Below are 22425 nucleotides of genomic sequence, written 5' to 3'. Positions count from 1 at the left end.
GGCGGTCAGCCGTAGACGATGCGGCGCAGCTGTCTGAGCGTGAGCTCGGGCGGCGCGACCGCGCGGTACTTCAGGTCCGCCGCGATCCGTTCGAAGATCGCCGAGTTCACCAGGCCCTGGGCCTGGAGCTCTCGGTGGCGGCGACGGACGTAGTCCTCCGTCGTCTCGTCGAAGTAGGCGAGCACATCCTGGATCACGCGCAGCGCCTCGCCCCGGCTCAGGGCCGAGGAGCGCGTCAGGTGATCAACAAGGTCATCGTGCACCCGTCGATCCTGAGGTAAAGCGCGAGTAATCGCAAGAATCCTGCCCGATATCGGGCACATGACTGTTGAAACTCTCATGGGAGGCTGTTCGGAACCCGTTCATTCTGTGGCCCGCAGGGCGAAGGGTGCGGGGAGGACCTTTCGGGCCATGAACATTCCCCGCATGGGTGTCCCGGAGAAACTGGCCGAGCGGATGAGCCTGGCCGAGCAGCACGAGTATCTGCGCGCCAGATTCTCCCGGCGAACGATGATCAGAGGCGGTGCCGTCACCCTGGGCGCCGTCGTGGGCGGCGCCTTCGTGCCGGGCGCGACCGCCGAGGCGGCGGTTCCGAGTCAGACGACGCGCACCGATGAGGTCGACGGTTCCCTCGTCGCTCCCCTCGGCCGCCACCTCGCCTACGGTGCCGACCCGCGCACCGAGATGACCGTCTCCTGGCAGGTCCCCGTCGCGGTGCGGAAGCCGTACATCCGCATCGGTGCCCACCCGTGGGACCTCTCGCGCAAGATCGAGGCCGAGGTCAGGACGCTCTTCACCCCGGCCGGCGTCGGCGCGAGCGGCAACCACACCCAGTACTACCTGCACGCCCGGCTCACGGGTCTGCGCCCCGGCAGTACCTACTACTACGGCGTCGGCCACGACGGCTTCGACCCGGCGGCCCCGCATCTCGCGGGCACGATCGGCACCTTCACCACCGCGCCCGCGTACGCCGAGCCGTTCACCTTCACCGCCTTCGGCGACCAGGGCGTCAGCTACCACGCGCTGGCCAACGACAGCCTGATCCTCGGTCAGAACCCGGCCTTCCACCTGCACGCGGGCGACATCGCGTACGGCGACCCGACGGGACAGGGCAAGACCTCCGACACCGGCTTCGACTCGCGCGTCTGGGACCAGTTCCTCGCCCAGACCGAGTCGGTCGCCAAGCAGGTGCCGTGGATGGTGTCGTACGGCAACCACGACATGGAGGCCTGGTACTCGCCGAACGGCTACGGCGGCGAGGAGGCCCGCTGGCAACTCCCGGAGAACGGGCCCGACAAGAAGAACCTGCCCGGCGTCTACTCCTTCGTGCACGGCAACACCGCCGTGATCTCGCTGGACGCCAACGACATCTCCTTCGAGATCCCGGCCAACCTCGGTATCTCCGGCGGCACGCAGACGGCATGGCTGGAGCGCCGGCTGCGTGAGTACCGCGCCGCGGAGGGCATCGACTTCATCGTCGTCTTCTTCCACCACTGCGCGTACTGCACCTCGACCGCCCACGCCTCCGAGGGCGGGGTGCGCCAGGAGTGGGTGCCGCTGTTCGAGAAGTACACCGTCGACCTGGTGATCAACGGCCACAACCACGTCTACGAGCGCACCGACGTGATCAAGAGCGGCGAGGTCTCCCGGCAGCTGCCGATCGGCGGCACCGCCCACCCGGAGACGGACGGCGTCGTGTACGTGACGGCGGGCGCGGCGGGCCGCAGCCTGTACACGTTCAGCGCCGACGAGTCGTACGAGGGGCACGAGAAGGAGAACGACGCCGTCTCGTCGTTCGTCTGCCTCAAGGACGGCGGCCGGCAGCAGGAGACGGTCGCCTGGTCGCGTGTGCGGTATCTGGACTACTCGTTCCTGCGGGTGGATGTGACACCCGCGCCCAAGGGGCGCACGGCCACGCTGACCGTGCGGGGAATCGCCGAGACGGGCGAGGAGGTCGACCGCTTCACCCTCGCGCGCCGGGCCTGACCGGCCGCGGACGGGCGGTCCTGAGCATCCGCTTGAGGACCGCCCGCTACATCCGCTTGAGAACCGCCTGCTTGGCCAGCGTGAACTCCTCGTCCGTGAGGACCCCGGACTTGTGCAGCTCGCCGAGCTCGCGCAGACGGCGCAGCAGGGCGTCATGGTCGGCCTCGGCGGGCTGCTCCGGGGCGGAGGCGGCGCCGGGGGAGTGCCGCTTCGGCGGCGCGTCCGCGACCGGTGGGGCCGACGGATGCGGGAGGCGCGCCTGTACCGCCGCCGCCACCAGCGCCATGAGCGGGTCCTTCTTGAAGCCCCACAGTTCCACGGAGTTGGGGTCGTACTTCGGCGGGGCCTTGGTCGCGGCGTTGTGGACGGTGAAGCGGAGGTAGCCGTTCTCGAGGCCGGCCGCAGGGTGCCACTCCACGGCCCGGATGTCGGCGAGGGCGAGCGTGCGGCCGCCGGCCGCCGCCTTGGCCTCCTCGGTCTTCCAGTTCCACTCCAGCCGGATGGACTCCCCGTCGAAGCTCGCGGTGCCGTCCCCGGCGGACACCGACAGCGGCACGGACGGTCCCGGCAGCAGATAGCGGTCGACGGCGGTGGACGGCACCTGATCCAGCAGCAGCGCGTTGCGGATCTCGTCCACGAAGTACTCGGCGACGCCGTACCGGTCCGATTCGACGGCCAGTTGGTACGGGTCGGAGGAGTCCACGAGCTTGCCGCCGGTCGCCTGTAACAGCGGGTCGGCACCGTCGCGCAGCCGGATTCTGAGCCGCCCGGACTTCTTGCCCTGCTCGAAGGAGATCCCCGCCAACGCACCCAGCGGAACGGTGAGTTCGCCCAGCGTCTTGCGCAGCAGGCTCACGTTCTTCTCGCGGCCCGGGGTGAGCCGCACGGCATCGCCGTCGAAGGCCCAGGTGCCGTCCTTCTGGATGATTTCCGCCATACGGGGGATTGTTTCATCGGTCTCGCGAGAGAGTTGGTCTATACCCATCGGGGCTCGTGGAGGGCTCTTGGGTGAGCTCATGGAAGGGAGCGCTTGTCACCTTCTCGGCCGTGAACGGCCGAGCTTGTGTACTCGGTCGTTCACACCTCGTCGCGCTCCCGACTACCCCCTACGACAGGACGGTCACGGGTCGCATCCACTCATCCCCCCTCAGCTTCAGGGGGAGGGTGCGGGTGCGGTGACGAACACCCACGCCGAGCGTGCGCGGTTGCGCACGTTGACCCCGGCGACGACGTCGGCAGGGCCAGCGAGCCCGCACCGACGACAGCGGAAGTGGTCCCGGGCGGGCCGATTGGCCCGCTCGGTGTGGCCGCAGCGCGGGCAGCGCTGCGAGGTGTATGCCGCATCCACCTCAAGGAAGGGCACCCCAGCCCGCCGGGCCTTGTAAGCGAGGTGCTGTCCGAGCTGGTGGAAGGGCCACGAGGAGAGGATGCCCCGCTGGTCGCCGCGTAGCCGTACCCGCTCGCGGATGCCGTCGAGTGCCTCGACGGCGATGCCGCGACCGGTGCGTTGGGCGACGGACACGATCTCCTTGCTGATCGTGTGGTTCACCTGGGTAGCATGGCGGCGCTCCTTCTGCGTGCGGTGGGCGAGGCGGCGGGTGGCCGAGCGGGTTTGCTTGGCCTGGAGTTCGGCGCGTTTGCGGGCCTGCCAGCGCCGGTAGCGTGATAGCCGCCGTCCTTGGTGGTTGATGCCGTCGCTGGTCGTGGCCAGGTTCACGATGCCTCGGTCCACCCCGATCCAGTCGACCGGATCGCGCACCTCGGGATCCGGCACGTCGCAGGTGGCGATCAGGAACCACGTTCCGCCCCGCTGGACCAGGTCACTCTCGCCCCTACGATGAGCTCCGAGCATCTTGAGCTGGTTAGGTGAGCAGGCGAACCGGAGCCACTTCATTCGCCCGTCCACGGTCCAGATGGAGACGGTGCGCGCGTCGTACTGCCACGACAGGCAGCGGTCGTCGAACGGCTGGGCGGCCTCCGGGCGGAAGGCGATCGGGGTGCTGACCGCCTTGCGGTATCGCCGGGAGGTGGGCGGCCCCAGATTCCCGGCTCGCAGATTGGCCTTCAGAGTCGCGTAGGCGTCGACGACCTTCTTCACCGCCCGCACCGCCGGCTGTGCGGACAGCCCGAAGGTCGCCTTCAGATCCGTGTACACCTCCTTCTGAAGACCGTTGCGGTCCGTCAGGTCCTTGACGAAGGCGACGGCGGAGGCGTAGGTGGCGGCTCGGTTGCAGGCGTGCAGGGTCGCCTCCAGCGCCGACGCCTGCTCGCGCGTCGGCAGGAGCTTCACCTGCACCACCAGCTTCACAATCCCGGACCGTAGTACGACACCCGCACGCACGACCGTGCTTTGTCCGGCGATCACCGCGACTGGTGATCCGTGGGACGGTTGTTCGTATTCCCTCGCTCCGTCGGGCAGCCCTGCGGGCGCTCAGCATGGACAGAGAACAGATCGCTACTACGGTCTCCGCGAGTTCGCTGGCCCACCCGCTAGTTGATACGACGGCGGGCGCCCCCTGGGACCGTACGTGGGGGCGCCCGCCTGTCTGTGGGTGCCCCGTGACTGTGGCAGGTGCTACGGCTACAGCCCGGCGATGGGGTTCTTCAGCGTCCCGACGAGCTGGAGGGCTCCGGACGGGTCGGCGAGGTCCACCATCTCCTTGTTGTTCCGCAGCTGCAGCCGGTTGAGGCAGGACAGTGCGAACGCGGGCGCGAACATGTCGTACTGCCGGAACTTGTCGGCGAGTTCGGGCCTCGCCGTCTGGTAGTCGCGTACGCAGTCGGCGACCGTCTGCCAGAAGTCGGTCTCGTCCAGGACGCCCTCACCGGCGAGATGCGCGGCGAGGAAGCGGAAGAAGCAGTCGAAGACGTCCGTGAAGATCGACAGGAGCTTCTTGTCCTCGGGCACCTCGACGCGGATCCGCTCGACCGCGGGCGGCAGCACCGCGTCCGGGTCCATGACCGCGATCTCCTCGGCGATGTCCTTGTAGATCGCGCGCCGCACGACGCCGTCCTTGAGGACCAGGATGACGTTCTCGCCGTGCGGCATGAACACCAGGTCGTACGCGTAGAAGCTGTGCAGCAGCGGCGTGAGATACGCGTGCAGATAGCGGCGCAGCCATTCCACCGGCGGCAGGCCCGAACGTTCGATCAGCGCGGTCGCGAAGGACGCGCCCTCGTGGTCGACATGCACCAGCGAGGCCATCGTGGCCAGGGACTCGCCCTCCTGCAGCGAGGACACGGGGCTTTCGCGCCACAGCGCGGCGAGCATCTTGCGGTACGGCGAGTAACGGTCGGTGGCGGCCTCGTACTCCAGGTGCCGGTACCCGACGGCCGCGCGCTCGCGGATGACCGACAGGCCGGTGGACTTCAACACCGGGTCGTTGTCGATGAGCCCGGCCAGCCAGTCGTTGATGGCCGGGGTCGCCTCCATGTACGCGGCGGACAGGCCGCGCATGAAGCCCATGTTGATGACCGACAGGGCGGTCTTCACGTAGTGCTTCTCCGGGGCGCTCTTGTTGAAGAAGGTCCGGATCGACTGCTGGGCGAGATACTCGTCGTCGCCCTCGCCCAGGCACACGAGGTTCTGCTGGGCGACCTCGGCCGCGAAGGTCACACTGAGCTTGTTCCACCACTGCCAGGGGTGGACGGGTATGAGGAGGTAGTCGGCCGGGTCGAGGTCCTGCTCGCGCAGAACGGTGTGGAAGCGCTCGACCGTCTCGGCGCCCAGCTCGTTCCTCAGGAACGCCTCGTACTCGATGCCCACGCCCGCCGTGAAGGCCGCCCGCGAGCGGTGCGCGGCCAGCCAGACCAGCCGGACGGGGCTCGCGGTCTCTGGGGCGTAGGAGAGGTATTCGTGGACGCCGAAGCCGAGCCGGCCGTTGTTGGCGACGAAGCAGGGGTGGCCCTCGGTCATGCCGGTCTCGATGGCCTGGAAGCCGGAGCGGGCCAGCTCCGCGGCCGGGATCTGCGGCTTGGTGAGCTTGTAGCAGGTCCCGGACAGGGTGGAGGAGATCTCCTCCAGGTAGACGGGGAGGATCTCGTCGCTCAGGCCGAGCGTCTTCTTCAGCTCGATGAAGAAGTCGAGGGCGGTGAGCGGGAGTTCACGGCCGTCGTGGTGGCGGGTGATCGAGTCGGCGTCGATCTGCCAGTGGTCGAGGGCGCGGCGGGTGGCGGTGAACTCGTACCGGGTCAGACCGTCGTCGCTGCGGACGACGTACCGGCCAGTGCCCTCGTCCCCCTGCGGCGAGGGCTCCGGCTCCGGCGTGATGAGCCGCTCGTGCGCGAACTCGGCGAGCGCCTTGCGGATGAGGAGGCGGTTGGCCCGCGCCCAGCGGTGGGGGGACAGATGCGCCACGGCGTCGGACAGGGTCATATCGAAACTCCTCGCGCAGCCAAGCTGTGCCTGTTGAAGAAGCGTTCGCGCGTGCAGAAGGACAGCAGCGCGCGCTTCTCCGGCTTGTCGATCTCACGTGCGGGCACGAAGCCGACGGCTTCGTTGAGTGCGTGCACCGCGTTGTTGGTGACGTCGGGCTCGACCACGACCCGCCGGGTGCGCGGGTCGGCGAACAGGGACTCCATCACCGCGGTGATCACGGCTCGGGTGAAGCCGTGCACCGGGGTGTCCGTCGGCGCCACCAGGAAGTGCATGCCGACATCGCCCGGCTCGGGTTCGTACAGGCCGACGAGCTCGATGTACCGGGGGTCGTACTTCTCCATCAGGAACGCGGGTTCACCGTCGTGGAACCCCAGGTACGCGTGGTGGTGCTCGTTGGCCGCGATGGCCATGTACTCGCGCTCCACGTCCTGGAGTTTGGCGTCCTGCATCATCCAGTAGGCCGCCTTGGGGTGCGTCACCCAGGAGTGCAGCAGTTCGGCGTCTTTGAGGGGGTCGAGGGGACGGATGGTGAAGGTGCCGACTTGGGAGGCGGCGCTCATCGGGAACTCCTTGTGCAGATCTCCCCGTCGTGGGGACGGGACAGGAAAACGCGTTGATCGATTGAGGGGTGGAGTTTCACGAAAACCACACGACGTACGCGGGAGGGCGGCTAGCGTTTGAGGAGTGGCAGATCAGCACGTGAAGCGGGCATTCAAGTACCGCTTCTATCCGACGATGGAACAGGCGGAGGAGCTGTTCCGGACGTTCGGGTGCGTGCGTAAGGTCTACAACATGGCGCTGGACGCTCGCAGTAGGGCGTGGACGGACGAAAGCCGTCGAATCTCTTATGCGGAAACCTCCGCGATGCTGACGGAGTGGAAGAAGACCGAAGCGCTGGCCTATCTGACCGAGGTGTCCTCGGTGCCCCTCCAACAGACCTTGCGTCACTTGCATTCGGCATTCACGAACTTCTTCGCCAAGCGCGCGCAGTACCCGCGTTTCAAGTCGAAGAAGAAAACCAGGGCGGCTGCCGAGTACACGAAATCGGCGTTCAAGTGGCGCGATGGTCGTCTGACTCTGGCCAAGATGAGAGCACCACTTGACGTTCGCTGGTCGCGTCCCCTGCCTGATGGCGCGGAGCCGAGTACGGTCACTGTCTCCTGTGACGCGGCAGGGCGCTGGTTTGTGTCCCTTCTGGTGGAGGACACCACGGTGAGGCCTCTTCCGGCCGACAACAGCGCGGTCGGCATCGACGTTGGAATCAGCAGCCTCGTGACCCTCTCTACGGGGGAGAAGGTTGCTAACCCGAAGTGCGAGAGAAGGGACAGCGCTCGGCTGGCGGTCGCCCAGCGGGACCTTGCCCGTAAAGAGAAGGGGTCCAAGAACCAGGCCAAGGCTCGCGTGAAAGTAGCGAAGATCCATGCGAGGATCGCCGATCGGCGGCGAGATTTCCTTCATAAATTGTCCACTCGGCTCGTCCAGGAGAACCAACTGGTCGTGATCGAGGATCTCAGCGTCCACAATCTGCTGGGCAATCGCACCCTGGCGCGATCGATCTCCGACGCTTCGTGGACAGAGCTGCGTTCCATGCTGGAGTACAAGTGCGCCTGGTACGGGCGCGAACTTGTTGCGATCGACCGCTTCTTCCCATCGAGCAAGACATGCTCGACGTGCGGCTTGATTCGCGACGAACTGCTTCTCAGCGTCCGGGAATGGGCGTGCGAAGGTTGCGGCACCTGGCATGACCGGGACCACAATGCCGCCCAGAACATTCTGGCCGCCGGGCAGGCGGTGTCGGCCTGTGGAGCCGATGTAAGACCTCAACGGAGTTCCTCCGGGCGGGCAGTCGGCGACGAAGCAGGAAAGACCATGGCGCGAGCCGTGGGAGTCCCCGCCCCCAAGAGACGGGGAGACGTCAAACGGCGAACTCCTGGAACGCGATGGCCTTCTCGACGGGGTAGTACTCGGAGCCGAGCAGCTCGCGGATGATGTACGCGTTGCGGTACGCGCCCATGCCGAGGTCCGGCGATGTGATCGAGTGCGTGTGCACGCCGGCGTTCTGCAGGAAGATTCCGCGGCCCGTGGTGTCGATGGCGTAGTTGCGGGCCACGTCGTAGTTGCCCTGCGCGTCGTAGCGGATCCGGTCGCGTACGGGCTTCAGGAACTCGGGCTCGGTGTACCGGTAGCCGGTCGCCAGGATCAGGCCCTCGGAGTGCAGCTCGTAGTCCTTCTCCTGCTCCTCCTGGCGCAGGCCCAGGACGTACATGCCGTTGTCGTGGGACGCGGTGGTGAGCGAGGAGTTGGTGAGCAGGCGCGTGGGGACCGGGCCGCCGAGGTTCTTCTGGTAGAGCAGGTCGAAGATCTCGTTGATCAGTTCGCCGTCGATGCCTTTGAACAGGCCCTTCTGCTGCGACTGGAGGCGGTATCGGGTCCGCTCCGGCAACGCGTGGAAGTAGTCGATGTACTCCGGGGAGGTCATCTCCAGCGTGAGCTTGGTGTATTCCAGCGGGAAGAACCGCGGGGAGCGCGTGACCCAGTTCAGCCGGTAGCCGTGGACGTCGATCTCGCTCAGCAGGTCGTAGTAGATCTCCGCGGCGGACTGTCCGCTGCCGACCAGCGTGATGGACTTCTTCCGCTGGAGCTCCCGCTTGTGCTGCTGGTAGCGGGAGTTGTGGATGAAGTCCCCGCCGAGACCCTGACAGGCCTCGGGGATGTACGGCGGTGTACCGGTGCCGAGCACGAGGTGGCGGGCGCGGTAGGTCTGGCCGCCTTCCGTCCGTACGACGTAGACGTCGTCCGCGTACGTGACCTCGGTGACCGTCGTGTTGAAGCGGATGCCGGAGAGCTGTGCGGCCGCCCAGCGGCAGTAGTCGTCGTACTCGACGCGCAGCGGGTAGAAGTTCTCGCGGATGTAGAACGAGTACAGACGGCCGGACGCCTTCAGGTAGTTGAGGAAGGAGTACGGGGACGTCGGGTCGGCCAGGGTGACGAGGTCCGACATGAACGGCGTCTGGAGGTGCGCGCCCTCCAGGAACATCCCGGAGTGCCACGCGAAGTCCGGCTTGGACTCCAGGAACACCCCGTCGAGTTCGGTGATCGGCTCGGTGAGGCAGGCGAGGCCGAGGTTGAAGGGGCCCAGCCCGATCCCCACGAAGTCGCGGATCTTTTCCGGGGATTCAGGAAGCGCGGTCAAGGGACTCTCCCAGGTACTGCTCGGCGTGGCCGGCGATCAGGTCGAGTACGACGGCGATGTCGGCCGTCGTGGTCTCGGGGTTGAGCAGGGTGAACTTGAGGTAGTGGCGGCCGCCGACCTTGGTGCCCGCGACGACCGCGTCACCGGAGGCGAACAGCGCCTTGCGGGCGTACAGGTTGGCGCGGTCGATCTCGGCCGGATCGGTGACGTCGGCCGGGATGTGGCGGAAGACCAGGGTGGACAGCGAGGGCTGGACGACCACGTCGAAGCGCGGGTCGGCGGCGAGCAGCTCCCATCCCTCGGCCGCGCGGGCGCAGACCTCGTCGAAGAGCTCGCCGATGCCGTCGGCACCCATCACGCGCAGGGTCATCCACAGCTTGAGGGCGTCGAAGCGGCGAGTGGTCTGCAGGGACTTGTCGACCTGGTTGGGGATGCGCTCGTGCACCATGCGGCGCGGGTTGAGGTACTCCGCGTGGTACGTGGCGTGCCGCAGCGTGGCCGCGTCGCGGACCAGCAGGGCGGACGAACTGACCGGCTGGAAGAAGGACTTGTGGTAGTCGACGGTGACGGAGTCGGCGCGCTCGATGCCGTCGATGCGGTCCCGGTTCTTCCGCGATGCGAGCAGCCCGCAGCCGTACGCCGCGTCGACGTGCAGCCAGGCGCCGAACTGGTCGCACAGCTCGGCGATCTCGGGCAGCGGGTCGATGGAGCCGAAGTCGGTGGTGCCCGCGGTGGCGACGACGGCCATCGGGATCAGTCCGTCCTGGCGGCAGCGCTCCAGTTCGTGGGCGAGTGCGACCGTCTGCATGCGCTTGTCGTGGTCGACGGGCAGGGAGACGACCGAGTCGGGGCTCAGGCCGAGCAGTTTGGCCGACTTCTTGACGCTGAAGTGGCTCACCTCGGAGGCGAAGACGCGCAGTTTGGCGTTCGAGTCGGTCTTGGCCTCCTCGCGGGCCAGCAGCAGCGCCTGGAGGTTGGACTGGGTACCGCCGCTGGTGAACACGCCGTCGGCGGCCGGGCCCAGGCCGATGCGCTCGGTGGTCCAGTCGATGAGTTTGCGCTCGATGAGGGTGCCGCCGGCCGACTGGTCCCAGGTGTCCAGGGAGGAGTTGACGGCCGACAGAACGGCCTCGCCGACCACGGCCGGGATGACGACCGGGCAGTTGAGGTGGGCGAGATAGCGCGGGTGGTGGAAGTAGACCGCGTCCTTGAGGTAGATCTCCTCCAGCTCGTCGAGGACCGCGGTGGTGTCGTGCAGCGGGCGGTCCAGGTCGATCCGCTCGATGCGGGGAGCCAGGGCGTCGACCGTGACGCCGGTGAACGGACGGTCGGTGGTGGCGATTCTGGCCGCCACCCGCTCGATTCCTTCGGTCACGGAGCCGCGGTACCGCTCCGTGGTCGTGTCATTGAGCAGGTGCGAGCGCATGGGGGTGTTTCCTCCGGGGGACAGGAAGAGAGGCGGAACGCGAGGTTCAACTTAGGTTAGGCTAACCTAAGTTTCAATTCGTGAAGAGGTGATCACAGAGCGATGTGATCTATCCCTCTCCCCGCTCGCGCAGTTGCTCCTCGGTCATCCCGCGCCGCCAGTAGCCGACGAACGTGACCCGCCTGCGGTCGAGCTCCCGCTCGCGCACGAGATGCCGGCGCAGCTCCTTCACGCGGCCCGACTCGCCCGCGATCCAGGCGTACGGGGCCCTCGCGTGCGGGAGTTCGGCGGCGCGGATCGCGTCGAGGGCGTCGGGTGCCCCCTCGTCGCGTACGAGCCATGTGATCTCGGCGTCCGCGGCGGTGAGGGGCTCCAGGCGGTCACCGGCGTGCGGAACCTCCAGCCAGACGCGGGCCCTGGTCCCCGCCGGGAGCGACTCCAGGATGGCCGTGGCGGCGGGCAGAGCGGTCTCGTCCGCCCACATGACGACCAGGTCGGTGTCGACGGGCGGGCGGAAACGTATCGCCTTGTTGTCGGCGACGGCGGGGCCGAGCACGACGACGCGGTCGCCGGGCCGGGCCTGGGACGCCCAGCGGGACGCGGGGCCGGCGGGCGTCCCGGCCCCCGGCTCCACGCCGTGCAGCGCGAAGTCGATGTCGATCTCGACGGTGCTGCCGTGCGCGTCGCGCCGCAGGGCGCGCAGCGTGTACGAACGCATCACCGCCCGTACGTCGTCGGGCAGTTCACGCCACGCCTGCCACCAGCCGTCGCCCTCCTCGACCGGGATGGCGGGCTCCGACTGGCCCGGCCGCGGCAGGAAGAGCGACAGGCTCTGGTCGCGGCCGTCGGAGGCGAAGGCGTGCAGATCGGAGCCCGTGAGGGAGACCCGGACGAGAGACGGGCCGAGCCGCCTCGTCCGTACGACCTGGAGAGAGAAAAAACGGAACGGGGCGGCTACGGCCGTCGTCATGGGGGTGCTCCTGAGTAGACGTCAGGGGGCGGATGAGACTCCGGGGGCCGTGGCGCGCCCCTTCAGGGGCGCGGGACTGCGACATATGCGGCTCCGCCGCGTGGGCGCGACCAGCCGTAAACGGTCCGCAGATTTCCAACCGGCCTTTCAGTGGCGCGTCTAGCTGACCTTCTTCGCCTTTGTGATGGCCTCGGCGAGGTTTTCGAGCAGCGGCGTGCACTTGTCGTAGGACAGGATCGGCTCGGGGTCGCGGGCGATGACCTGGCCCGCCTTGACCGCGGGCAGCTTCTTCCAGGTGGCCTCGGTGATGTCGGCGGGCTGGATGGTCGAGGAGCGGTTGTCCATCATGATGATGTCCGCGTCGTACTTGTCGACGTTCTCCCAGCTCAGGTTCTCGAACCAGCCGCCGCTGTCCTTCAGGGCCGAGGCGGGGGGCTCGACGAAGTTCACGCCGAGGGCCTTGAAGTACTCCAGGTCGATGGAGAGGTTCGTGCCCGAGACGTAGAAGATGTCCTGGCTCGCGGAGCCGGCCAGCACCTTGATGTCGGGCTTGGCCTTGGCGGCGGCGCGCAGCTTGGCGGCGGCGTCCTCGAAGCGCTTCTTGGCCGAGGTGATCGCGTCGGACTTCACGTCGGCGCCCAGCGACTCGGCGAGGTCCAGCATGCGCTGCAGCGACTCGGTCAACTGGCGGTCGTAGACGGAGATGGCGACACTCGGAGCGCCGACGGCGAGGATCTTCTTCGTGGACTCCTCGGGGACGTACCAGAGGGTGCCCGCGTCGTCGAACGTCGTGGTCATCAGGGCGTCGGGGGCCAGGCCCGCGTACTTCTCGATGTTGAACTGGCCCCACTCGTTGCCGAGGATCGTCACCTTGCTGATGTCGAGATCGCCGGCCTGGACGTCGGCCTTGCCGGTCTTGGTCCTGGTCGGGCCGAAGACCCCCTTGACCTCGATGCCGTAGTCGTGGAGCGCGGCGGCGACACCGGTGAACGCGACGATGTTCGTCGGGATCTTGTCACCCTTGGCGGTCTTGCCACGGTCGTCCTTGAAGGTCCACGAGCCGGACTTGGCGGCCTGTGTGTTGTCCGCCGAGTCCCCGCTTTTCGCGTCTTCGTCGCCGCAGGCCGCGAGGACGGCGCCGAGACCGAGGGCGCCGCCCGCGGCGAGGATGCCGCGGCGGGTGAGGTGGGCGGAACGGGCGTTGGACATGTGGTGACTGCTTTCGCACAGGGCGGATCGCCCATCGGACAAGTTCAAAGGTAGGTTAGCCTAACCTCATCTGGTGTCCAGAAGGCGGGGTTCACCTGCGGAAACGTCGGAAGGTGTCCGTGTCCGCGCCTGTGCGAGCCCTGTGCACCCCCTTCGTGGCCCGGGTGTCGCAGGGGCGGGTTTGCGGCAGTTATCAGCCAGCCAGGCCCAACTCCCGGGCGATCAGCATGCGTTGGACCTCGCTCGTGCCCTCGCCGATTTCCAGGATCTTGGAGTCGCGCCACATGCGGGCCACCGGGTACTCGTTCATGAAGCCGTAGCCGCCGTGGATCTGGGTGGCGTCGCGGGCGTTGTCGACGGCGATCGTGGAGGAGTGGAGCTTGGCCAGTGCCGCCTCCTTCTTGAAGGGTTCACCGCTCACCAGGCGGGACGCGGCGTCGCGCCAGGCGAGGCGGGCCGTGTGCGCCTTCATCTCCATGTCGGCGATCTTGAACTGGATGGCCTGGTTCGCGCCGATCGGACGCCCGAACGCATGGCGCTCCTTGGCGTACTTCACGGACTCGTCCACGCAGCCCTGGGCCAGACCCGTCGCGAGCGCCGCGATGGCGATGCGGCCCTCGTCGAGGATGCGCAGGAACTGGGCGTAACCGCGGCCCTCCTCGCCCAGCAGGTTCGCGGCGGGGACGCGTACGTCGTCGAAGGACAACTCCCTTGTGTCCGAGGCGTTCCAGCCGACCTTGGAGTACGGAGCCGCGACCGTGAAGCCGGGGGTTCCCGACGGGACGATGATCGACGAGATGTGCGGCTTGCCCTCCGGGGTGCGGCCCGTGACCGCCGTGACCGTCACCAGGCCCGTGATGTCCGTCCCGGAGTTGGTGATGAAACACTTGGTCCCGTTGATCACCCATTCGTCCGTCGACGCGTCGAGGCGGGCGGTCGTACGGGTCGCTCCGGCGTCCGAGCCGCCGTCGGGCTCCGTCAGACCGAAGGCGCCGAGGATCTCGCCCGTGCACAGCCGCGGCAGCCACGCGCGCTTCTGCTCCTCGGTGCCGAACACATGGATGGGCATCGCGCCCAGCGAGACGCCCGCCTCCAGCGTGATGGCCACCGAGGAGTCCACCCGGGCGAGTTCCTCGAGCGCGATGCCGAGCGCCAGATAGTCGCCGCCCATGCCGCCGTACTCCTCCGGGAACGGCAGCCCGAACAGACCCATGCGGCCCATCTCGCGGACGATCTCGTACGGGAACTCGTGGCGCTCGTAGAAGTCGCCGATCTTCGGCGCCACGACGTCGTGAGCGAACTCCTCGACCGTACGGCGGAGTTCCTCGAGTTCGGGAGAGAGACGATGGTCCAGTGACATGGGGATCACTCCTTGTGGGAGAGGGCGCGGACGGTGCGGGAAGGGCTGGGTCGGCCCAGTCGGTCGGCCATCCACACGCTCGTGGCGATGAGACGGTCGAGGTCGACTCCGGTGTCGATGCCGAGGCCCCGCAGCATCCACACAAGGTCCTCGGTGGCGAGGTTGCCGGTGGCGGACTTGGCGTAGGGGCAGCCGCCCAGACCCCCGGCGGACGCGTCGACGGTGGTCACCCCGTGCTGCAGCGCGGCCAGGGTGTTGGCGAGCGCCTGGCCGTAGGTGTCGTGGAAGTGCACGCCGAGGGCGGAGACGGGGACGCCCGCCCCGCCCAGCGCGGCGAGGAGTGCCCGTACATGGCCCGGGGTCGCCACGCCGATCGTGTCCCCGAGGCTCAGTTCGTCGCAGCCCATGTCCACCAGGGCCCGGCAGACCCGTACGACCTGGGCCACGGGAACCGGGCCCTCCCAGGGGTCGCCGAAACACATGGAGAGATAACCGCGGACGTGGGCGCGCTGCGCCTTGGCCCGGTCGACCACCGGCACGAACATGGCCAGCGCCTCGTCGACCGTCCGGTTGAGATTGGCCTTCGCGAAGGACTCCGTGGCGCTGGCGAACACGGCGATACGGGTCGCGCCCAGGGCGAGGGCCCGGTCCAGTCCGCGTTCGTTCGGCACGAGGACGGGCAGGGCGGTGCCGCTCAGGTCGGACAGGTCCCGTACGAGGGGGAACAGCTGCTCCGCGTCGGCCAGTTGGGGCACCCACTTCGGGTGGACGAAGCTGGTGGCCTCGACGGTGGTGAGCCCCGCTTCGGCGAGCCGCCGGATGAACTCGGCCTTGACCTCGGTGGGGACGGTGGCCTTCTCGTTCTGCAGACCGTCGCGGGCGCCGACCTCATGGATCCTTACGGTGGCGGGGAGCCCCGGTGCCGGAACGGCCATGGGAAGTCCCAGTTCGGGGGTCGTCATGCGGTGTCCTCCTCCGCGGTTCGAGCTGCGAGCGGCTCGAGCACGGCCAGCACCTGGTCCATGGCGACGGTCGTGCCCGGTGTGACGTCCAGCTCGGTGACGGTGCCGGCGTGCGGGGCGGAGATGACGTGTTCCATCTTCATCGCCTCCACCACCAACAGGCTCTGCCCGGCCGCCACTTCGTCCCCCACGGCGACCTTCACGACGGTGACCGTGCCGGGCATGGGGGCGGTGAGCGAGTCGACTCCCGCGCGGGCGGCACCGGTGAGGGAGGCGGCGACGGGGTCGTGGTCCAGGACGTTCCAGGAATCGCCGTCGCGGCCGAGCCAAGTGCCGGCGGCGCGGTGGAAGGTGTGGGTGAGGCCGTCGAGGTGGAGGGTGGCGGTGGAGGGGGCTTCCTCTTCCCCAAGCCCACCCCTTCCCGAAGCTGGGGGCATGCCCCCAGGCCCCCAAGAGACGTCCGCGTCGTGCAGAGGGCCGCGTACGCGGACGGTCACGGGTTCCTGCCCTGGTACGCGCAAGTGGTGCACAGTCCACGCCGGTTCGCCGCCGAGCCGCCAACCACTGGGTAGCGAGAAGGGATCAACCCAGCCCGGGCTGACGCCACTCAGCCCGTCCGGCGTTTGAGGACGAGGCCGTTCAGGCCGCTTGGGGAAAAGACCCGCCTGACGCAGCAACCCCGCTGCCACGTACACCTCACCCGGCACCTCCCCCGGAACGAGCCCCTCGACCTCCCGCTCCACCAGCCCCGTGTCCAACTCCCCAGCCACAACGGCAGGGTGGGCCAGCAGCCTCCGCAGGAACCCGGCGTTCGTCTGCACGCCCAGCGTCACCGTCTCCGCCAGCGCCGCGCGAAGCTTCCGCAGCGCCGTCGCCCGGTCCGGCCCGTACGCGATGACCTTCGACAGCATCGGGTCGTACAGCGAACCGACCTCCGTCCCCTCACTCAGCCCGGAGTCGGTACGCACGCCGTCACCCTGCGGCTCGTGCAGCGCGAGCACCGTGCCGCCGGAGGGCAGAAAGCCCCGGGAGGGGTCCTCGGCGCAGATACGGGCCTCGACCGCGTGCCCGGTGAGCGTGATGTCGTCCTGGTCGAAAGCCAGCTTCTCGCCCGCCGCGACCCGCAGCTGCCACTCCACCAGATCCACCCCCGTGACCATCTCGGTCACCGGATGCTCGACCTGGAGGCGGGTGTTCATCTCCATGAAGAAGTACGAGGAAGGGTCACCGCCGGGCACGATGAACTCCACCGTGCCCGCACCCTCGTAACCGCAGGACCGGGCCGCCTGGACCGCCGCCTCGCCCATCGCCGCGCGCGTCGCGGAGTCGAGGAGCACGCTCGGCGCCTCCTCGATGACCTTCTGGTGCCGGCGCTGGAGGGAGCACTCGCGCTCGCCCAGGTGCACCACCTGTCCGTGGCCGTCCGCGAGCACCTGAATCTCGATGTGCCGGGGCCGGTCGATCCACCGCTCCACCAGCAGCGTGTCGTCACCGAAGGACGCGCGGGCCTCGCGGCGGGCGGCGGCGATCTCGTCGGCGAGCCGTTCCGCGTCCCTGACCAGCCGCATGCCCTTGCCGCCACCGCCGGCCGAGGGCTTCAGCAGCACGGGCATACCGATCTCGCGGGCGGCGTCGGCCAGTTGGCCGTCCGTGAGCCCGCTGCCGTTCGACCCCGGCACGACCGGCACCCCGGCCGCCCGCACCGTCTCCTTGGCACGGATCTTGTCGCCCATCAACGCGATCGCGTCCGCGGGCGGCCCGATGAAGACCAGCCCGGCGTCGGCGCACGCGCGCGCGAACGCGGCGTTCTCCGCGAGGAAGCCGTAGCCCGGGTGCACCGCCTGCGCCCCGGTGCGCGCCGCGGCCTCCAGCAGCCGCTCCACCGACAGATAACTCTCGCCCGCGGGCGCCGGACCGATCCGTACCGCCGTGTCCGCCGCACGCACATGCCGGGCATCCGCGTCGGCGTCGCTGTACACCGCCACCGAGCGCACGCCCAGCGACCGCAGCGTACGGATGACCCGTACGGCGATCTCGCCCCGGTTGGCCACCAGCACTGTGTCGAACATCGTCGTCCGTCCCCTCACCCGGTCACATCCGGAAGACGCCGAACCCGGGCTCACCCAGGGGCGCGTTGGCGCACGCGGTCAGGGCCAGACCCAGTACCTGCCGGGTCTCGGCCGGGTCGATCACACCGTCGTCCCAGAGCCGGGCCGTCGCGTAGTAGGCGTTCCCCTGGTGCTCGTACTGCGCGCGGATCGGCTCCTTGAAGGCCTCTTCCTCCTCGGCCGGCCAGGCCTCGCCGCGCGCCTCCAGCTGGTCGCGCTTGACGGTCGCGAGGACCGACGCGGCCTGTTCGCCGCCCATCACGGAGATCTTGGCGTTCGGCCACATCCACAGGAAGCGTGGCGAGTACGCCCGGCCGCACATCGAGTAGTTGCCCGCGCCGTACGACCCGCCGATGACCACCGTCAGCTTCGGTACGCGCGTACAGGCCACCGCCGTGACCATCTTGGCGCCGTGCTTGGCGATGCCGCCCGCCTCGTAGTCACGCCCGACCATGAAGCCGGAGATGTTCTGCAGGAAGACCAGAGGGATACCGCGCTGGTCGCAGAGCTCGATGAAGTGGGCGCCCTTCTGGGCGGATTCGGAGAACAGGATGCCGTTGTTGGCGACGATCCCCACCGGGTGCCCTTGCACACGGGCGAAGCCGGTGACGAGGGTCTGCCCGAACTCCGACTTGAACTCCGCGAAACGCGAACCGTCGACCACGCGCGCGATGACCTCGCGTACGTCATAGGGGGTGCGGGAATCCGCCGGCACCACGCCGTACAGCCCGGCAGGGTCCGCCTTCGGCTCCACGGCCGGCGCGACCGACCAGGGCAGCTGTCCGCGGGCGGGGAGCGTGGAGACGATCGTGCGGACGATCCGCAGCGCGTGCGCGTCGTCCTCCGCGAGATGGTCGGTCACCCCGGAGACCCGGGAGTGGACCTCGCCGCCGCCCAGCTCCTCGGCGGTGACGACCTCGCCCGTCGCGGCCTTCACCAGGGGCGGACCGCCCAGGAAGATCGTGCCCTGACCGCGCACGATCACGGCCTCGTCGCTCATCGCGGGCACGTACGCACCGCCCGCCGTGCACGAGCCCAGCACCGCCGCGATCTGCGGAATGCCCGCCCCCGACATCCGCGCCTGGTTGTAGAAGATCCGCCCGAAGTGCTCGCGGTCGGGGAACACCTCGTCCTGCAGGGGCAGGAAGGCGCCGCCGGAGTCCACCAGGTAGACACAGGGGAGGCGGTTCTCCAGCGCCACCTCCTGGGCGCGCAGATGCTTCTTCACCGTCATCGGGTAGTACGTGCCGCCCTTGACGGTGGCGTCGTTGGCGACGACCACGCACTCGCGGCCGCTCACCCGCCCGATCCCGGCGATGACGCCCGCCGCCGGCGCCTGGTCGCCGTACAGCCCGTCGGCCGCCAGCGGGGCCAGCTCCAGGAAGGGCGAGCCGGGGTCGAGGAGCGTGTCCACGCGGTCGCGCGGCAGCAGCTTCCCGCGCGCGGTGTGCCGCGCCCGCGCCCGCTCGCCGCCGCCGAGGCGGGCCGTGGCCAGCTTCTGCCGCAGCTCGTCGACGAGCGCGCGGTGTGCCGCCTCGTTGGCCCGCCAGGCCGCCGACGCGGGATCAGCCGCGCTCGTCAGCTCCGGTGCCTCCTGCATCGCGGAGTCCCCTCACTTTGTTAATGAGCGTTAACGCGTTTTCCCTCAGGTTAACGACCGCTAACCTCCCTGTCTAGAATTGCTTTCATGGCCACCAGAACCCACGCCCCCACGCGCCGCGAACAGATCCTCAAGGAAGCCGCCCGGCTCTTCGCCGAGCGCGGCTTCCACGGCGTCGGGGTCGACGAGATAGGCGCGGCGGTCGGCATCAGCGGACCCGGTCTGTACCGGCACTTCGCGGGCAAGGACGCGATGCTCGCCGAGCTGCTCGTGGGGATCAGCGGGCAGCTGCTGACCGGTGCCAAGCGGCGCCTGCAGGAGGCCGAGGGCGGGGGGAACCCCGGGACCCCCGGGGTTCGCGGGGTTCCCGTGGGCCCTGAGGCGGTCCTCGACTCGCTCATCGAGGGGCACATCGACTTCGCGCTCGACGACCGTCCCCTCATCACCCTGCACGACCGCGAGCTGGACCGCCTCCGGGACAGCGACCGCAAGCTCGTACGGCAGCTCCAGCGGCAGTACGTCGAGCTGTGGGTGGAGGTGGTCCGCGAGGTGTATCCCGGACTGGCCGAGCCGGCCGCTCGCTCGGCGGTGCACTCGGTGTTCGGGCTGCTGAACTCCACGCCGCATCTCGGTCGCCCGGGCTCGCTCCCGGGGCGTGCGGCCACGGCGACGCTGCTGCGGCGGATGGCGAAGGGGGCCTTCGCGGCGGCCGGGGCGTGACGAGCGTTACGGGGTGGTTGGTCTGGACGGGTGTCTGTACTCGCCGGTACGGTTGGTGCTGAGCAAGCGCTTAGACATGTACCCCGTGTACGTAATGCAGGTGGAGGTGGGCGGCGTGCGCCGTACGGTGTTCAACGAGGATCACGAGGCGTTCCGGGAGACCCTGCGCGCCTTCATCGAGGCCGAGGTCGTACCGGTCTACGACGAGTGGTTCGCCGCGGGCCAGGCTCCGCGCGACTTCTACTACAAGCTCGCCGAGCTGGGTGTCTTCGGGATCCGCGTGGACGAGGAGTACGGCGGCGCCGGCATCGACTCGTACAAGTTCGAGGCCGTGATGTACGAGGAGACGGCCCGCGCGGGCGTCTCCTTCGGAGGCTCCGGCGTGCACGTGCTGCTCGGCCTGCCGTACATCAAGATGCTCGCCAGCGACGAGCAGAAGAAGCGGTTCCTGCCGAAGTTCGTCTCCGGCGAGGAGATGTGGGCCCTTGCGATGACCGAGCCGGGCACCGGCTCCGACCTCGCGGGCATGAAGACCACCGCGAAGCTCTCCGACGACGGCACGCACTACGTGCTCAACGGCGCCAAGACCTTCATCACCGGCGGTGTGCACGCCGACCGTGTGATCGTGTGCGCCCGGACCGCCGCCCCGCGCGAGGACGACCGCCGCTTCGGCATATCCCTGTTCGCCGTCGACACCAAGGCCGAGGGCTACTCCGTCGGCCGCAAGCTGGACAAGCTCGGCCTGAAGGTCTCCGACACGGCCGAGCTGGCGTTCGTCGACGTGAAGGTGCCGGTCGAGGACCTGCTGGGCGAGGAGAACAAGGGCTTCTCCTACCTCGGCGGGAACCTGCCCTCCGAGCGCTGGGGCATCGCCTACGGCGCCTACGCGCAGGCCGAGGCCGCCGTCCGGTTCGCCAAGGAGTACGTGCGGGAGCGCACCGTCTTCGGCAAGCCGGTCGCCGCCTTCCAGAACACCAAGTTCGAGCTGGCCGCCTGCCAGGCCGAGGTGGACGCCGCCCAGGCCGTCGCCGACCGCGCCCTGGAAGCCCTCGACGCGGACGAGCTGACTCCGGCCGAGGCCGCGAGCGCCAAGCTGTTCTGCACCGAGGTCGCGCACCGTGTCATCGACCGCTGCCTCCAGCTGCACGGCGGCTACGGCTTCATGAACGAGTACCCGATCGCCCGCCTGTACGCCGACAACCGCGTCAACCGGATCTACGGCGGCACGAGCGAGGTCATGAAGATGATCATCGCGAAGGACATGGGCCTGTAGGCACCGGCATGAGTCAGGCACTTCAGTCCCTGCTCGATCTGCTCGACCTGGAGCGGATCGAGCGGGACATCTTCCGCGGCCGGTCACGGTCCGCCGTCGTCCCGCGGGTCTTCGGCGGGCAGGTCGCCGCGCAGGCGCTGGTCGCCGCCGGGCGTACGGTTCCCGAGGACCGGCTCGCCCACTCCCTGCACGCGTACTTCCTGCGCGCCGGAGACCCCGGCGCGCCGATCGTCTACACCGTGGACCGCATCCGCGACGGCCGTTCCTTCACGACCCGACGGGTCGTGGCCGTGCAGCACGGGCAGCCGATCTTCCACCTCTCCGCGTCCTTCCAGACGTACGAGGAAGGCATGGAGCACCAGGCCGACATGCCGGCCTCGCCCGACCCCGAGACGCTGCCGACCGCGGAGGAGACGCTGCCCCGGTACGCGGACGTGTTCCGTGAACCGGGCGTCCTGGAGAGGTTGCTGGAGGCGCGGGAGGCGGTGGACCTCCGGTATGTGGACGCGCCGCCGTTCGCCACGGTGGGGGAGGCGCGTGAGCCGCGCTCCCAGGTGTGGTTCCGTACGAACGGCAAACTCGACGAGTTCACCGCTGATCCGCTGCTGCATGTGTGTCTTGCCACGTACGTCTCCGACATGACGCTTCTCGACTCCATCCTGCTCGCGCACGGGCGGGGTGGCTGGGCTGTCGGTGACGTCGTCGGTGCTTCGCTGGACCACGCGATGTGGTTCCACCGTCCGTTCCGCGCCGACGAATGGCTCCTGTACGACCAGGAGTCTCCGTCGGCCTCCGGGGGACGGGGGCTCGGGCAGGCCCGGATCTACACGCGGGACGGGCGGTTGGCGATCTCGGTGATCCAGGAGGGCGTGGTGCGGGTCCCTAGGTGACGGGGTTTTTCGCCCCCGCCGCCCCTACCCGTCCCATCCTTCTGGGGCTCCGCCCCAGACCCCGCCAAAGGGGGCTGCGCCCCCTTGCCCACTCGGGGCTCCGCCCCGGACCCCGTTTCCGGGGGGCCGGCCCCCGGACCCCCGCCTCTCAAACTCCCCCAGCCAGCGCTGGGAGGTGCCCCCAGAGGGGCTGAATTCTCGCGGCCCACGCTGAGCATTCAGGCGCCGGCCGAGCCTCGGGGCCCGGGGCTGAAGATCGGCGCTGGGGCCGAGGGCAGGGCTGAACATTTCAGCCGAGGCCGACATCAATCAGCCCGTCCGGCGCTTGAGGACGAGGCCGCAAGGCAGAC

At 68.8% G+C, this 22425-nt stretch carries 18 protein-coding genes; 5 read left to right on the top strand and 13 right to left on the bottom strand.

Annotation, left to right across the window (positions count from 1 at the left end; all coding sequences use genetic code 11):
- Positions 1 to 5: 5 nt before the first annotated feature.
- Positions 6 to 263: a hypothetical protein gene (locus FE633_RS18025; RefSeq protein ID WP_138046196.1), complete on the bottom strand. Its 258-nt coding sequence runs from the start codon at positions 261 to 263 to the stop codon at positions 6 to 8.
- Between the two features lie 163 nt (positions 264 to 426).
- Between FE633_RS18025 and FE633_RS18020 the strand changes: the two genes are divergently transcribed.
- The gene (locus FE633_RS18020; protein ID WP_171060017.1) at positions 427 to 1986 is read left to right on the top strand and encodes a purple acid phosphatase family protein; all 1560 of its coding nucleotides are present in this window, start codon (positions 427 to 429) and stop codon (positions 1984 to 1986) included.
- A 46-nt stretch (positions 1987 to 2032) separates the two neighbouring features.
- Here the strand turns inward: FE633_RS18020 and FE633_RS18015 are convergent, their stop codons facing one another.
- From FE633_RS18015 to FE633_RS18000, 4 genes are all read right to left on the bottom strand, one after another.
- Entirely contained in the window at positions 2033 to 2923 is an 891-nt protein-coding gene (locus FE633_RS18015; RefSeq protein ID WP_138046194.1) for a DUF4429 domain-containing protein, read from the bottom strand.
- Positions 2924 to 3139: 216 nt separating this feature from the next.
- Positions 3140 to 4351: an RNA-guided endonuclease InsQ/TnpB family protein gene (locus FE633_RS18010; protein ID WP_246113680.1), complete on the bottom strand. Its 1212-nt coding sequence runs from the start codon at positions 4349 to 4351 to the stop codon at positions 3140 to 3142.
- A gap of 216 nt (positions 4352 to 4567) precedes the next feature.
- Positions 4568 to 6361 carry an IucA/IucC family protein gene (locus FE633_RS18005; protein ID WP_138046193.1) on the bottom strand — a complete coding sequence of 598 codons (1794 nt, stop codon included), beginning with the start codon at positions 6359 to 6361 and terminating at the stop codon, positions 4568 to 4570.
- Positions 6358 to 6924: a GNAT family N-acetyltransferase gene (locus FE633_RS18000; protein WP_138046192.1), complete on the bottom strand. Its 567-nt coding sequence runs from the start codon at positions 6922 to 6924 to the stop codon at positions 6358 to 6360. The genes FE633_RS18005 and FE633_RS18000 overlap by 4 nt, the downstream gene beginning before the upstream one ends.
- 175 nt (positions 6925 to 7099) lie before the next feature.
- Here FE633_RS18000 and FE633_RS17995 point away from each other — a divergent pair, with 175 nt between their 5' ends.
- On the top strand, positions 7100 to 8353 hold the full coding sequence (locus tag FE633_RS17995) for an RNA-guided endonuclease InsQ/TnpB family protein (RefSeq protein WP_246113694.1): 1254 nt from the start codon (positions 7100 to 7102) through the stop codon (positions 8351 to 8353).
- Here FE633_RS17995 and FE633_RS17990 read toward each other — a convergent pair.
- From FE633_RS17990 to FE633_RS17955, 8 genes are all read right to left on the bottom strand, one after another.
- The gene (locus FE633_RS17990; RefSeq protein WP_171060011.1) at positions 8280 to 9557 is read right to left on the bottom strand and encodes a lysine N(6)-hydroxylase/L-ornithine N(5)-oxygenase family protein; all 1278 of its coding nucleotides are present in this window, start codon (positions 9555 to 9557) and stop codon (positions 8280 to 8282) included. The two genes, FE633_RS17995 and FE633_RS17990, sit on opposite strands and share 74 nt — an antisense overlap.
- Positions 9541 to 10983 carry a lysine decarboxylase DesA gene (gene desA / locus FE633_RS17985; protein ID WP_138046191.1) on the bottom strand — a complete coding sequence of 481 codons (1443 nt, stop codon included), beginning with the start codon at positions 10981 to 10983 and terminating at the stop codon, positions 9541 to 9543. The genes FE633_RS17990 and desA overlap by 17 nt, the downstream gene beginning before the upstream one ends.
- A gap of 109 nt (positions 10984 to 11092) precedes the next feature.
- Positions 11093 to 11953, bottom strand: coding sequence for a siderophore-interacting protein (locus FE633_RS17980; protein ID WP_138046190.1), 861 nt, complete (start codon positions 11951 to 11953; stop codon positions 11093 to 11095).
- Between the two features lie 159 nt (positions 11954 to 12112).
- Positions 12113 to 13162: an ABC transporter substrate-binding protein gene (locus FE633_RS17975; protein WP_138046189.1), complete on the bottom strand. Its 1050-nt coding sequence runs from the start codon at positions 13160 to 13162 to the stop codon at positions 12113 to 12115.
- 193 nt (positions 13163 to 13355) lie between these two features.
- On the bottom strand, positions 13356 to 14516 hold the full coding sequence (locus FE633_RS17970) for an acyl-CoA dehydrogenase family protein (protein ID WP_138046287.1): 1161 nt from the start codon (positions 14514 to 14516) through the stop codon (positions 13356 to 13358).
- 11 nt (positions 14517 to 14527) lie between these two features.
- Positions 14528 to 15484, bottom strand: a complete 957-nt coding sequence (locus FE633_RS17965) for a hydroxymethylglutaryl-CoA lyase (protein WP_138046188.1) — start codon at positions 15482 to 15484, stop codon at positions 14528 to 14530.
- Complete coding sequence (locus FE633_RS17960) at positions 15481 to 17553, bottom strand: acetyl/propionyl/methylcrotonyl-CoA carboxylase subunit alpha (RefSeq protein ID WP_138046187.1); 2073 nt, start codon at positions 17551 to 17553, stop codon at positions 15481 to 15483. Before FE633_RS17960 ends, FE633_RS17965 begins: the two co-directional genes overlap by 4 nt.
- Before the next feature lie 22 nt (positions 17554 to 17575).
- The gene (locus FE633_RS17955) at positions 17576 to 19192 is read right to left on the bottom strand and encodes a carboxyl transferase domain-containing protein (protein ID WP_138046186.1); all 1617 of its coding nucleotides are present in this window, start codon (positions 19190 to 19192) and stop codon (positions 17576 to 17578) included.
- A gap of 87 nt (positions 19193 to 19279) precedes the next feature.
- Here FE633_RS17955 and FE633_RS17950 point away from each other — a divergent pair, with 87 nt between their 5' ends.
- The 3 genes from FE633_RS17950 (at position 19280) to tesB (ending at position 22075) form a co-directional block, all read left to right on the top strand.
- On the top strand, positions 19280 to 19912 hold the full coding sequence (locus FE633_RS17950; protein WP_138046185.1) for an SACE_7040 family transcriptional regulator: 633 nt from the start codon (positions 19280 to 19282) through the stop codon (positions 19910 to 19912).
- Positions 19913 to 20027: 115 nt separating this feature from the next.
- Positions 20028 to 21185, top strand: coding sequence for an acyl-CoA dehydrogenase family protein (locus FE633_RS17945; protein WP_138046286.1), 1158 nt, complete (start codon positions 20028 to 20030; stop codon positions 21183 to 21185).
- 8 nt (positions 21186 to 21193) lie between these two features.
- Positions 21194 to 22075, top strand: a complete 882-nt coding sequence (tesB, locus tag FE633_RS17940) for an acyl-CoA thioesterase II (RefSeq protein WP_138046184.1) — start codon at positions 21194 to 21196, stop codon at positions 22073 to 22075.
- Positions 22076 to 22425: the final 350 nt, after the last annotated feature.

This window comes from Streptomyces montanus (assembly GCF_005786655.1).
In the GTDB taxonomy this organism is placed as follows: domain Bacteria; phylum Actinomycetota; class Actinomycetes; order Streptomycetales; family Streptomycetaceae; genus Streptomyces; species Streptomyces sporangiiformans.
The sequence above is the reverse complement of the archived record's forward strand: the minus strand, read 5'-3'. Positions and strand labels throughout refer to the sequence as shown.